We start from the raw sequence: 12431 nt of genomic DNA on the forward strand, positions 1-12431 counted from the left end.
GCACAATGCGCAAAACTGTTCGCGATGTCCTCGCACACCTGTTCGCGATGTCTCCGGTCCAAACAAAGGGGAGAAGGAAGTGCGCTATTCAGTTTCCCCGTGCTGCCGCCAGTGCACCCGGCAATTCCTCGGCAAAAATGTCGAGCTCGTGGTCGAGGCCGACGCTGACCCTGATACAACGGTCGAGCACCGGCACCATCGGCTTGCGGATGAACACATCGCGCGACAAAAGCGCCTGCAGCACCTTCAGTGCGAAGGCGCCGTCGCCGCCGCAGTCCATGGTGACGAAATTGGTCGCCGAGGGCAGCGGCTTCAGCCCATTGGCCTCGGCGATCCCGGCGATGCGCCGGCGTCCGGAAGCGACGCGCGCCACCACGCTTTGCAGATAGTCCTGATCGGCCAGCGCCTCGACGCCGGCGATCTGCGCCATGCGGCTGACGCCGTAGTGGTTGCGGATCTTCTCGAAATCACGGATCACCTGGGCGTCGGCCACCGCATAGCCGCAGCGTATGCCGGCCAGCCCGTAGGCTTTCGAGAAGGTGCGCATGCGGATGACGTTCGGCCGCGACACATCGATCGGCGGCAGCGCCGAGGCGGGGCCCAATTCGCCATAGGCCTCGTCGAGCACCAGCATGGTGGTCTCCGGCAGGGCTTCGATGAAGCGGATGAGCTCCGCCGCCTCCCACCAGCTGCCCATCGGATTGTCCGGGTTGGACAGGTAGACCAGCGGCGCTTTGTCCTTGGTGACCGCAGCCAACAGGCCGTCCAGGCTTTCCCGGTCGTTCTCGTAGGGGACCGCGACCAGCCGGCCGCCGACGCCGGCAATATGGAAATTGAAGGTCGGATAGGCGCCGAGCGAGGTGACCACCGCGTCGCCCGATGCCACATACATGCGCGCCACCAGGCTGAGCAACCCGTCTATGCCTTCGCCGACCACCACGTTTTCGACGCCAACGCCAAGATGCCCGGCAACAGTCACCTTCAAATCGTGATTGTCTGGATCGCAATACATCCACATGTCGCCGGCGATGCCGGCCATGCGGGCGATGACGCGCGGCGAGGGGCCAAAACTGCTCTCATTGGCGCCGATGCGGGCGCGAAACGCGCGGCCGCGATCCCGCTCCTGCGCCTCCGGGCCGACAAACGGCACCGTCGAAGGAAGCGCGCTGACGATCGGCGTGAGGGGAGGGCGCTGGCGCATGGCAAGTCTCGCTAAAAAAGGGGGCTCGCTCGAAAAGTGCCTTCTTGCTAGCGCGGCACAGGTGGCCGCGCAAGCTCCGCCTTGGCTGCAACCAGCATGCTGGATTCCCGCCGCTCTTTTTGCTAGCGAGATATTTCTTTTTGCTAGCGAGATATCATGAACAATCGACTCCCGCCTGCCTGGTCAAAGCACATCAAGCCCGGACCCGCGCCAAAAGTGAAGGGGCCGATAGTGAAGCCTTTGGTGAGCCCGCAGAAAGCAAGCGCCCAATCGCGTGCGCAGGCCGACGACGCATTGCTGAAACAGGCATATGCCTTTCAGCAGGCCAAGCGGCTCGACGAGGCTCAGGACCTATGCCTTCGGGTTCTGGAGCGCACGCCAAACCATCCGCTCGCCTTGTACATCCTGGGGACCATATACCTGGGTTACGACGATGAGCGGGCCTTGCGATATTTCGCACGGGCGGTCGGCGAGGAACCTAAAAACCCCTACTACCACCTCAGCCTGGGCGAGGCCTATGTGAAGGTCAGCGAGTATGCGCCAGCAATCAAGCATATGCAGTACGCCCTGGAACTGCAGCCCGGCCTTATCGAAGCACTTTGTGCATTGGGGCGCACTTACACGGCGTTTGACAAGCCCGACATGGCTCTGCCGCTTTACGAGAAGGCGCTGAAAATCAACCGCGATCATCCCAAGGTGCGAGCCGGGCTGGCCAGCGCGCTCAGCGGCCTGGGGCGTATGGATGAAGCCGCCGCCTATCTGAAGCAAGCAATCGCACGTCGTATTGGCGTGCCGGCTGCCTACAACGACCTTGTACAGACGCGAAACTTCACCGAGGAGCCCGAGGAGCTCCAATCCATCCTTCGTGAGCTCGGTAATCCGAAACTTGGTTCGGAAGGCGCGCAGCAACTCCATCACGCCGCCGGCAAGGTGCTGAACGACCTCAAGCGCTATGACGAGGCATTCGACCATTTCAACAAGGCGAAACAGGCCTCCGGCCAAAGCTTCGATATCGATCTGTATCGTGGGTGGGTCGATTCGATGATTGAAACCGTCACGCCGGACTTTTTGGCTGCCAGGGTCGGCTATGGAAATCCTTCCGAAGCGCCTGTGTTCGTGGTTGGCATGCCCCGCTCGGGGACGACGCTCACCGAGCAGATCTGCGCCAGCCATCCCGACGTTCATGGCGCAGGGGAGCTTAGCAAGCTGAGTCGGGTTGCTAATGCGATCGGGCTCAAGACATCATCGGCTGGTGATTTGAACCAGCCGATCACCTCGATCACGGAAGACCTGTCCAGAACCTTGGCCGAAGAGCATCTGTCCTATTTGCGGGAGCGGGCGCCTGCCGCACTTCGCGTCGTGGACAAGACGCCGCACAATTTTGAACTGATCGGCCTTATCGGCCTTCTCTTCCCCAACGCACGCATCATTCATTGCCGACGTGATGCCATCGACAATTGCGTCTCCTGCTTCGTCCTCAACTTCAGCGAGGCACACAGCTACAACACCGACCTGAATACACTAGGCCTGTACTATCGCGAGTATGACCGCCTGATGCGGCACTGGAACGAGGTCTTTCCAGGCCTTATCTTCGAAAATCGCTATGAAACGTTGGTTGAGGACCAGGAAGCCCAGTCGCGCCGCCTGATAGATTATCTCGGGCTGCCTTGGGATGACGCCTGCCTGCGCTTTTTCGACAGGGATGGTTCGGTCAACACGCCCAGCCGCTGGCAGGTTCGCCAACCGATCTACAAATCGTCGGTCAAGCGCTGGAAGAATTATGAAAACGAAATTCAGCCACTGATACAGTCGCTGGGCGATCTTGCTGAGATTTGACCGGGGCTCTCTCCTTCTCCCCTTGTGGGAGAAGGTGGCCGAGCGACGCTCGGTCGGATGAGGGGTGCTCCAGCTTGGCATCGCCAGCACTCCGTCCAACACCCCTCAACCGTCTTGGCGCTGCGCGCCAATCCACCTTCTCCCACAGGGGAGAAGGAAGAGCCCTGTCCGGCAGGACAGAGGGGGGCGCGAAGGATCGCTGCTGACTTCGTTCTGCGCAGTTGTCGGCTGAGTATCGGCGCCCCCAAGCATTCCGGCCTTGACAGCCACGCCGACACGAAAAAAACCCGGCGGTTGCCCGCCGGGTTCGAGTTCAGTCAAACGCTGCTAATTAGAACGAGCGCTGGAAGCGGAGCATGCCGCCGAGGCTGTCTTCGTCGTCCGCACCGGTCCAGTTGGAGAAGTCGGGCTCGTCGAAGTCGCCGGCGTGCAGGTAATCGACTTCGGCCGTGATCGTCAGGCCCGGAACGATGTCATAGGCGATGTTGGCAGCGATGCCGAGGTTTTCGCCTTCGTCATACGAGATCTGGGTGTTGAACGAGGTCTTCTCGTTGATGGTGTAGGTGCCACCGCCCCAGACCGCCCAGTTGCCGCTCCACAGCTTGTACATGCCGCGGCCGCCGGCGACGGGTGTTGCGAAGCCGGGATCCTCGTAGTTGTCGTCAGTGCCGTAGCCGGCCATGATGAACAGCGACAGGTTCTCCATTGGGGTGACGTCGAGGCGAACCTTGCCGGCCACTTCTTCGTAGTTGGCGTCGTAAGCAATGACGCCGGTGATGGCGCCCCAGCCCTGCGTCCACTTCACGCCGCCGACAACATGCGGAACATAGCTGTCGATCGTGAAGTCGCCATAACCTTGTTCGAGCGAGACCACGGCCGAGAAGCCATTGCCGGCGTCGAAGTAGTACTGGACGACGTTGGTGTCGAAACCGCCGTAGGGAACCAGCGTATCCTGGATGACGTTGCCGGCGTAGCCGATGAACGTATCGTAGGCCGATTCGTCTTTACCGACGCGCAGGCCGCCGAGCTGGATCCAGGCGAAGTTCAGCGAAATGCCTTTGTTCTCGGCAGGGTTAGCGACAATGATAGTCTCACCTGGCAGCGCGGGCAGCGGACCGGCGCCGTCCGGATCGGGACCGGGGACGTATGTGCTGCTGACGTGCCGGTTCCGGTTGCCGAAGTTGAAGCGGGTCTCGGTGTAGGTCTTCAAGGTGCCGAGCTCAGTTTCCTGGCCGGTCCAGGTCTTCAGGTTAAAGCGGGCCTGCTTGTAGTACGTGTCCTGGATGTCGCCGTCCTCGACGTCGAAGTTCTCAGCACCGTCGAACGAGCCGACGTCGCCGACGCCGATGTCGTAGCGGACATAGCCGCCGATGCGCAGGCAGGTCTCGGTGCCGGGGATGTAGAAGTAGCCAGCGCCGTAGACGTCGCAGATGCGGACGTATTCAGCGGGTTCCGGCTCGGCGACGACGACGGCGTCGGCGGCGCGCGCACCGGAAACTGCGACCAGAGCCGCAGCGGAGCCAAGAAGAAGGCTCTTGATGTTCATTTTCTGACCTCCAGTCAAAAGTTAAAAAACGGGTCTGGGTATTCTTTGCTGAAGGACAGCGTTCCCTGCCCCATCCCCACTACCGAAAAAGATGCGCACCGCGCCGCTCCTTCGAACCCGACATTACCCATGAGGCGGCGGCGTTCAACAACCATCGCATCGGCGAAAGGTCTGTGCAGGCGCTATCACCCTGCCTTGTTGCACAAATGACACGATTTGGCCTCACTCGGAAAGCTCCCGTTAACCATTGCGCCGCCGGAGACAGGTTGGAGACCCATTGGGCCAGCCCTTGCAATCCGGCCGATTCCGGCAATTGCCTGCCGCAATTGCGGCGATGTCTGTGAGTCGCCGGCCAAGGCATTGCCGCAGAATCGCCGCATGGCGAAAAGCGGCGAGCGCGAAGCGCGAAGCGGGATGGCGGAGAGGATGGGATTCGAACCCACGAGAAGCTTTTGACCTCTACTCCCTTAGCAGGGGAGCGCCTTCGACCACTCGGCCACCTCTCCGTTGCGCTGGTGGATAAAGAAAAGCGCCGGCACAATCAACAAGCCTGACCCATTATCGTTGAAAAAACCGGCTCCCGGCGAAGCGTTGCTCGGTCCTGTCCAGAAAAGCGGCGATGGCGCCGGGCAGGCCGCCGGTCTCGAGGAAAGGCGCATGGCCCTGGCCTTCGACGGTGATCGTCTCGACACAAGGATGACGGTTTCGCATCTGTTCGAAGGTCTCGGCGGACAGCAGCTTCGAATTGGCGCCGCGGATGGCGAGCAAGGGTATTGCCGCCAGTGCCTCGAACTGCGGCCACATGTCTGGCAGCTTCTGGGTCAGGTCGAGTCCCGCCAGCGTCTCGACCAGCTTCGGGTCGAAATCCGGCAATAATCCTCCACCTGTATCTCGGTAGAGCGCCGTTACCATCCGCTCCCAATCAGCCTCGGTCAGGGCAGGAAAGTCGCTGCCATGCGCGCCGCGCTGGGCGCCGACGGCCTCGGCGTAGGTTTTCGGCTTCGGCGCGCGCTCGAGATAGGAGCGGATATGGGCGAGACCGCCGGCCTCGAGCACCGGGCCGATATCGTTGAGCACGATAGCCCGCAGGACTGCCGGCCGCATCACGCCAAGCACATGGATGATCAGCCCGCCGCGTGACGTGCCGATGAAACCAGCCTCGTCGATGCCCAGCGCCGCCAACCCGGCGAGGATGTCACCGGCTTCGACGCCGATATTGTAGTGGCCGATATCGGGGTCGTAGGCGGATTGCCCGCGCCCGCGATAGTCGAAAGCGACGATTTTTCGCGGCGTTTGCGCCCGCCGCGACAGATGCAGCGCCAGCTCATGAAAATCGCGGCTATTGCGGGTCAGGCCAGGCAGGCAGACGACCGGCCAGTGGCCGGAATTCGCTTCGCCATAGATGCGGGCGTGGAGTTCAAGCCCGTCCGGCGAGGCGTAGAAGAAGTCGGAAAAACCGCTCGACATTTTGGGACTCGATTCCTCGCCGTTGTTGGATCGTCTCGACTGCTACAGGCGAGGGCGGGGGTGGTCAAATCGGAAGGCTCCCCCTTCTCCCCTTGTGGGAGAAGGTGGATCGGCGCGAAGCGCCGAGACGGTTGAGGGTGCTGGACGGAGTGGCGTAGAGCCAAGCTGGAACACCCCTCATCCGACCGAGCTTCGCTCGGCCACCTTCTCCCACAAGGGGAGAAGGAAAGATCAACTCCGCCCGTTCACCAGGTCCCCGACAATGTCGTACTTGCCGGAAATACGCATCTTGTAGACTTCGTAATTCTCCATCACGCGCTGGACGTAACTTCTTGTTTCGGTATAGGGAATCCGCTCGATCCAGTCGACGACGGCGTCGATGTCCTTGCCGCGCGGGTCGCCATATCTGGCCACCCACTGGGCGGCGCGGCCGGGGCCGGCATTGTAGCCGGCGAAGGTCAGCACATAGGAGCCGTCGAAGCGGCCGAGCTGCTCGCCGAGGAAGGCGGCGCCCAGGGTCGCGTTGTAGCCGGCGTCGGTGGTCAGCCGCGCCTGCGAGAAGGTCATTCCGGCCTTGTCAGCCAATTGCCTGGCGGTCGCCGGCATCAGCTGCAGCAGGCCACGTGCGCCGGCGCTGGAGACGGCGCCGATGTTGAATTCGCTTTCCTGGCGGGCGATCGCATAGGCCAGCGCCTTGCCGGAGCCGGAAATATTGGCGGTCTCGGGAATGACGCCGAGCGGATGCGAAAGCGCCCCGACATCGATGCCGCGCGCGCCGGCGATCTTGCCGACCTTCAGCGCCAGGAAGTGATTGCCCTGCTTTTCCGCCATCGCGGCCAGCAGCGCCAGCTCTCCGGGACTGCTCAACTGTCCGGCGAGGTCGCGGTAAAGCGTGTCGGCGTAGCGCTGATAGCCCGCCTGCTGCAGTCGCCTGATGGCGCTGACCGCCTCGCGGCTGGAAAAATTCCGGTGATCGCTGGCGCTCGGCTGCGGATGGGCGATGTTGAGGACCTGCCGGCCGACGCGCTCACCGGCGAGCTGGCCGTAGAACGTCGTGCCGTAGGCGGCGGCACGGCTAAAATAATCCCTGGCGCTGCCGGGGCCGCCGGCTTCGGCGGCACGGCCGAGCCAATAGTAGGCGCGCGACAGCGATATCGGCCCCTGCGCGAGACCGGCGATCCGCTCAAAATGCTTGGCAGCGGTGGCGGGATCGTTGAGGCCGCGCAGCGCGTACCAGCCGGCATGAAACTCCGCATCCGCCGCGTTGGCAGCAGTTTCGCCGGCGTGTGCGGCGACTATCCTGTAGGCGGTCTTCATGTCGCCCTGGTCGACCAGTTCGCGCGAAAGCACCCGGCGCTCGGCCCACCAGGCATCCGGGTCGATCAGAGCGTTGCGGTCGCTCGGCGCCTTCATCACCATTGCGGCGGCGTCGGAAAACTTCCGCTGCTTGCGCAGATATTGGGCTTGGGCGAAGAGATAGCCGGCCGAACGCTGCGCGGCGGGCACCGCCTTCAGCAGTCTGGCCGCGTTCTTGTCGCCCGCATTCTTGTCGCCCTTGTCCGCCGCGGCCCAGGCGTCGGCCAGTTGCCGGGCGCCGGCAAGGCCGGCGATGCGCAGCGCCGAACTGACCCGGTCGGCATAAAACATGCGCTCCATGCGGAATCGGTGGTCGGCTGCGGGGATCAGCTTGCCGAATTCCTGGATGATCGCCGCCTCGTCCCTGGCTTGCAGTTTTTCGGTGCGCCAGAAAGGCGACAGCACCGAGCGCGCCGCCTCGACGTTGCCCTGCGAGACATAGGAGCGGGCGAGAATCACCACGCCCTCGGCTGTTTGCGGCTGGCTGCCGCCGAAAGCCTGCACCACGATCTCAGGCGCGGGGTTCTCGCGGTAGAGCGCGCGCTCGCTGTTCTTGCGCAAGGCGATCATGCCCGGCCAGTTCGGCAGCATTTTCGCAGCATCGGCGATGTCGCCGCTTGGCACCTTGTCGCCGCCATAGAGCGCGATCGCCCACGCAAGGATGTGCTGGTCGAGCGAATTGACCGGCAGGGCGTCGCGCACCTGGCGCGCACCGGCAATGTCGTTTGCCGCCAGCGCATCGAGGCCGCTCTTCAACCTGGCGACGCTGGCGGGAGGGGATTCCGGACCCTGCAGGCCGGTATCCAGCAGGTTTGGCTTCGGAATGGTCGACGTGACCTGTGCATCGACCTTGCCGGCGGCCACAAGGGTCGGCGTCAACAGGAGAATTGCGCCAAGCAGCGCGAAAAAATGAGGCTGCCGGGTCGGCATCGTCTTCATCATTTCCTGTCTTGCACAATCACCAACAGGCACAGATCAACTGAAGCCTAGTTGGCTGTGGTGAAGAGCCTGTAAACGGGGCTATCGAAGTCGTTCAAATTGCGCTTGCTGGCATTCTTGTCATGCTTGCCGCGCAACAATGTCGAGACTATGGTGCGCCGCTTCGCTTTCGGCTAGAAGGCGCGCACGACAAAACACCTGCAGCGCCGCGCGTCATCTCGGATGCGCAAAGCACGCTGTGGCACTTTAAATTTGGCGCATGATCTTTCCGTGAATCGGCTCCGATTTTCGGGCTCGTGCGCCAGCCCCAAGGAGTTGGACGACATGCTGAGAGGCTCGCTTACCGCGCTCGTGACACCGTTCGAAAAGAGCGGCCGTTTCGACGAGAAAGCGTTTCGCGCCTTCATCGCCTGGCAGATCGCTGAAGGCACGACCGGCGTGGTTCCGGTCGGCACCACCGGCGAGTCGCCGACGCTGTCGCATGACGAGCACCGCCACGTCGTCAAAGTGTGCGTCGAGGTGGCAAAGGGCCGCGTTCCGGTCGTCGCCGGCGCCGGCTCCAACAATACCGAGGAGGCGGTTGGCCTGGTGCAATATGCCGAGAAGGCGGGCGCCGACGCGGCACTCGTCGTCACGCCCTACTACAACCGGCCGACGCAGCGCGGCCTCTATGCGCATTTCGCTGCCGTCGCCAAAGCGACCAGCCTGCCGATCATCATCTACAACATTCCGCCGCGCTCGGTGATCGACATGATGCCCGAGACGATGGGCCAGCTGGTGCATGACTTCAAGAACATCGTCGGCGTCAAGGACGCCACCGGCAAGGTCGAGCGGGTTTCCGAGCAGCGTGCCACCTGTGGCAAGGATTTCATCCAGCTTTCCGGCGAGGACGCCTCGGCACTCGGTTTCAACGCCCATGGCGGCGTCGGCTGCATCTCGGTGACGGCGAATGTCGCGCCGCGGCTGTGCGCCGAATTCCAGGAGGCGACGCTTTCCGGCGACAGCGCCAAGGCGCTGGACTTGCAGGACCGCCTGCTGCCGCTGCACAAGGCGATTTTCCTGGAACCCGGCGTGTCCGGCGCGAAATATGCGCTGTCGAAGCTCGGCAAGGTCGAGAACGTGCTGCGTTCGCCGCTGGTCACCATCGAGCAGTCGACCGCCGAAAAGATCGATGCGGCCATGAAGCACGCCGGCTTGATTAACTAGCGAGCCCGTTTGGAAACTCTACTCCTGCGGCCAACTGAAGGCGTCACCTGCGCTTCCGGTGCTCACGTACTATATGTACGCTCCGCTCCGGTTCGCGCATGGCCCCGAAAGCGTTCGCTTTCGGAAAGGACCATGCGCAAGCTCAGGCTTCTAGAGCGTCCTTTGCGCGTTTGAAAAACGCGCGGCGCTCTAGTGCCACCATCATCTGACTCGCAGGAGCGAGTTTCGAAACGGACTCTAGACGTCATGAACCAGGTCAGAAAAGCCGATCCCAACAACAAGACCGTTGCGGAAAACCGCAAGGCGCGGTTTTCCTATGAGGTGCTCGACACGATCGAGGCCGGCCTGGTGCTGACCGGCACCGAGGTGAAGTCGCTGCGCCAGGGCCAGGCCAACATCCAGGACAGCTACGCCTCGGTCGAGGGCGGCGAGATCTGGCTGATCAACTCCTATTTGCCGGAATATCTGCAGGCCAACCGCTTCAACCACGAGCCACGCCGGCGCCGCAAACTCCTGCTCAACAAGCGCGAGATGGCCAAGCTGTCGCAGAGCGTCGATCGCGAAGGCATGACGCTGGTGCCGCTAAAAATCTATTTCAATGAAAAAGGCAGGGCGAAGCTTTTGCTCGCCGTCGGCCGCGGCAAGAAACTGCACGACAAGCGCGAAACCGAAAAGCAGCGCGACTGGTCGCGCGAAAAGGGCCGGCTGCTGAAGGAGCGTGGGTGAGGAGCGGTCCGCGAAGCGGACGAAAAGCCAACGATTTGGCTTTTCGAGCGACGAACGCCCGGAGCCATAGCGGAGGGCAGGGCGGTTCAACAGGGATAGGCCTCTTTTGAAGAACCGGATGAGGTACCGGATTGTCTTTTGGGGTGCGGCCAGCCTGATCCTGGCGTGCCTTGTCACGGCCGCCGGCTATTTCTACTTCCAGCCGTTCTCTCCGGACCGCGGCAAATATCCGGTCAGGGGCATCGACGTTTCCCATCACCAGCGACAGATCGACTGGCGGCGTGTTGCCGCCGACGATGTCGCCTTCGCCATCATCAAGGCAACTGAAGGCGGCGACCATGTCGACGATGCCTTCGCCGCCAATCTGCGTGAGGCGCGTGCGGCTGGTCTGGCGGTCGGCGCCTATCATTTCTTCACCTTCTGCAGGCCTGGCGCCGATCAGGCGAAGAATTTCATCTCCGTCGTGCCGCGCGATCAAACGCTGCTGCCGCCGGTGGTGGATATCGAATTCGTCGGCAATTGCCCGCGGCGGCCATCGCCCGAAGAATTGAGCGTTGAACTCTCGGCTTTCCTCGGCCCTGTCGAGGCAGCTTCCGGCAAGACGGCGATCCTCTACGTGACCGACGACGCGGCACGGGCCTATGCCGGCCAGATCGTCGGCCGCCGGCGCTGGGTTCGTTCGCTGGCGCTGCAGCCAGGTCATGACGACTGGATCTATTGGCAGTATCACGACAGCGGTCGCGTCGACGGCATCACCGGCGATGTCGATCTGAATGTGCTTCAGGGCGGGCCGGAGAAATTGGCCGAGCTGTTTGCGTCACCGCCCGAATCTATCTCTCCAGAAACGCCGCTATTTCCCTGAAGACGTTGACGAACATTGCTTCCGTCAGCACGCCGGTGTTGGTGTTGTAGCGCGAGCAATGATAGCTGGAAAACAGCGTCACGCCATTGGTTTGCTGCTGCCCGCCATGCTTGAACGGATAAGCGGCGACACGCTGGCCGAGCGCCCGCACGGTCGACTGGTGCGCGATCGAGCCCAGCGCCAGCACGGCGCGCAGGTTCTTGAACCGCGCGATCGTCGGCACCAGGAACGTCCGGCAGGTGGCAATCTCGGCGCCGGCCGGCTTGTTGTCCGGCGGCACGCAGCGAACTGCATTGGTAATCGCCGTGCCGACAAGCTCCAGCCCGTCATCGGCCCGCGCCTTGAATTGGCCACGGGCAAAGCCGTGTGCGATCAGCGTGTTGTAGAGCAGGTCGCCGGCAAAATCGCCGGTGAAGGGGCGTCCGGTGCGGTTTGCGCCGCGCAGGCCCGGCGCCAGTCCGACGATCAGCAGCCGCACCGCATCCTCGCCCTCGGGTGGCAGAAAGCTCGGCACTGGTGCATTGAACCAGGACGGCTCGCGCTGCCGCCATTGCGCGATAAAATCATGCAGCCGCGGGCAGAGCGGGCAATCGCGGTCGGGCTCGGAGGACGCGACCAGGGGAGCGGTCAAGACCGCCGCCGTCAATACTCGTCCTCGTCGACTTCGGCCGGTTCGGGCCGGCGCACCGGCCGCTCGGACGGATCGCGGCCGACATCGCTCTTCAAGGTAATCAGGTCGATGAAATGATCGGCCTGGCGGCGCAGATCGTCGGAAATCATCGGCGGCTGCGAAGCCATGGTCGAGACGATCGAGACCTTGCGCCCGCGCCGCTGCAGCGCCTCGACCAGCGTGCGGAAATCGCCGTCGCCGGAAAAGATGACATAGTGGTCGACGACATCGGCGAGTTCCAGCGCATCGACGGTCAGCTCGATGTCCATATTGCCCTTGATCTTGCGGCGGCCGGTCGAGTCGGTGAACTCCTTGGCCGGCTTGGTCACCACCTTGAAGCCGTTATAGTCGAGCCAATCGATCAGCGGCCGGATCGAGGAATATTCCTGATCCTCGACCAGCGCGGTGTAGTAGTAGGCACGCAGCAGGTAGCCGCGCTTCTGGAAGTTTGACAAAAGCCTGCGGTAGTCGATGTCGAAGCCGAGCGCACGCGAGGTGGCGTAAAGATTGGCACCGTCGATGAAAAGAGCGATTTTTTCACGAGGGTCGAACATGGAAATATTCCTTTTCGAAAATAAGCGGTCGTCTAAATGCGCGTGACTATCGGTCGGCTTGAAATAAC

The 12431-nt window shown here is 62.5% G+C and carries 10 protein-coding genes and 1 tRNA gene; 4 read left to right on the plus strand and 7 right to left on the minus strand.

Annotation, left to right across the window (positions count from 1 at the left end; genetic code table 11):
• Positions 1 to 88: 88 nt before the first annotated feature.
• Positions 89 to 1201 (minus strand): pyridoxal phosphate-dependent aminotransferase, encoded by a 1113-nt coding sequence (locus tag AC0L2B_RS01450; RefSeq protein WP_473743861.1) that lies wholly within the window; start codon positions 1199 to 1201, stop codon positions 89 to 91.
• 156 nt (positions 1202 to 1357) lie between these two features.
• Here AC0L2B_RS01450 and AC0L2B_RS01455 point away from each other — a divergent pair, with 156 nt between their 5' ends.
• Positions 1358 to 3037, plus strand: a complete 1680-nt coding sequence (locus AC0L2B_RS01455; RefSeq protein WP_473743863.1) for a tetratricopeptide repeat-containing sulfotransferase family protein — start codon at positions 1358 to 1360, stop codon at positions 3035 to 3037.
• Between the two features lie 331 nt (positions 3038 to 3368).
• Here AC0L2B_RS01455 and AC0L2B_RS01460 read toward each other — a convergent pair whose 3' ends face one another.
• The 4 genes from AC0L2B_RS01460 to AC0L2B_RS01475 form a co-directional block, all read right to left on the minus strand.
• Complete coding sequence (locus AC0L2B_RS01460; protein WP_473611447.1) at positions 3369 to 4583, minus strand: porin; 1215 nt, start codon at positions 4581 to 4583, stop codon at positions 3369 to 3371.
• Positions 4584 to 4998: 415 nt separating this feature from the next.
• Positions 4999 to 5089 (minus strand) — tRNA-Ser (locus AC0L2B_RS01465).
• A gap of 52 nt (positions 5090 to 5141) precedes the next feature.
• Positions 5142 to 6050, minus strand: coding sequence for an alpha/beta fold hydrolase (locus tag AC0L2B_RS01470; protein WP_473743865.1), 909 nt, complete (start codon positions 6048 to 6050; stop codon positions 5142 to 5144).
• 231 nt (positions 6051 to 6281) lie between these two features.
• Complete coding sequence (locus AC0L2B_RS01475) at positions 6282 to 8336, minus strand: lytic transglycosylase domain-containing protein (protein WP_473743867.1); 2055 nt, start codon at positions 8334 to 8336, stop codon at positions 6282 to 6284.
• Positions 8337 to 8669: 333 nt separating this feature from the next.
• On the opposite strand from AC0L2B_RS01475, the gene dapA reads away from it, so the two are divergent.
• The 3 genes from dapA (at position 8670) to AC0L2B_RS01490 (ending at position 11139) form a co-directional block, all read left to right on the plus strand.
• A complete protein-coding gene (gene dapA, locus AC0L2B_RS01480; RefSeq protein ID WP_473743869.1) occupies positions 8670 to 9551 on the plus strand; it encodes a 4-hydroxy-tetrahydrodipicolinate synthase in 882 nt (293 codons plus the stop codon).
• Between the two features lie 246 nt (positions 9552 to 9797).
• Positions 9798 to 10277, plus strand: coding sequence for an SsrA-binding protein SmpB (gene smpB / locus AC0L2B_RS01485; protein ID WP_128172698.1), 480 nt, complete (start codon positions 9798 to 9800; stop codon positions 10275 to 10277).
• Positions 10278 to 10395: 118 nt separating this feature from the next.
• Positions 10396 to 11139: a glycoside hydrolase family 25 protein gene (locus tag AC0L2B_RS01490; RefSeq protein WP_473743871.1), complete on the plus strand. Its 744-nt coding sequence runs from the start codon at positions 10396 to 10398 to the stop codon at positions 11137 to 11139.
• On the opposite strand, the gene AC0L2B_RS01495 is transcribed toward AC0L2B_RS01490, so the two are convergent.
• Together AC0L2B_RS01495 and AC0L2B_RS01500 are read right to left on the minus strand one after the other, a co-directional pair.
• A complete protein-coding gene (locus tag AC0L2B_RS01495) occupies positions 11108 to 11785 on the minus strand; it encodes a uracil-DNA glycosylase (protein ID WP_473743873.1) in 678 nt (225 codons plus the stop codon). The two genes, AC0L2B_RS01490 and AC0L2B_RS01495, sit on opposite strands and share 32 nt — an antisense overlap.
• Entirely contained in the window at positions 11782 to 12363 is a 582-nt protein-coding gene (locus AC0L2B_RS01500) for a LabA-like NYN domain-containing protein (RefSeq protein WP_023800773.1), read from the minus strand. Before AC0L2B_RS01500 ends, AC0L2B_RS01495 begins: the two co-directional genes overlap by 4 nt.
• Between the last annotated feature and the right edge of the window lie 68 nt (positions 12364 to 12431).

Source organism: Mesorhizobium sp. WSM4815 (assembly GCF_055811575.1).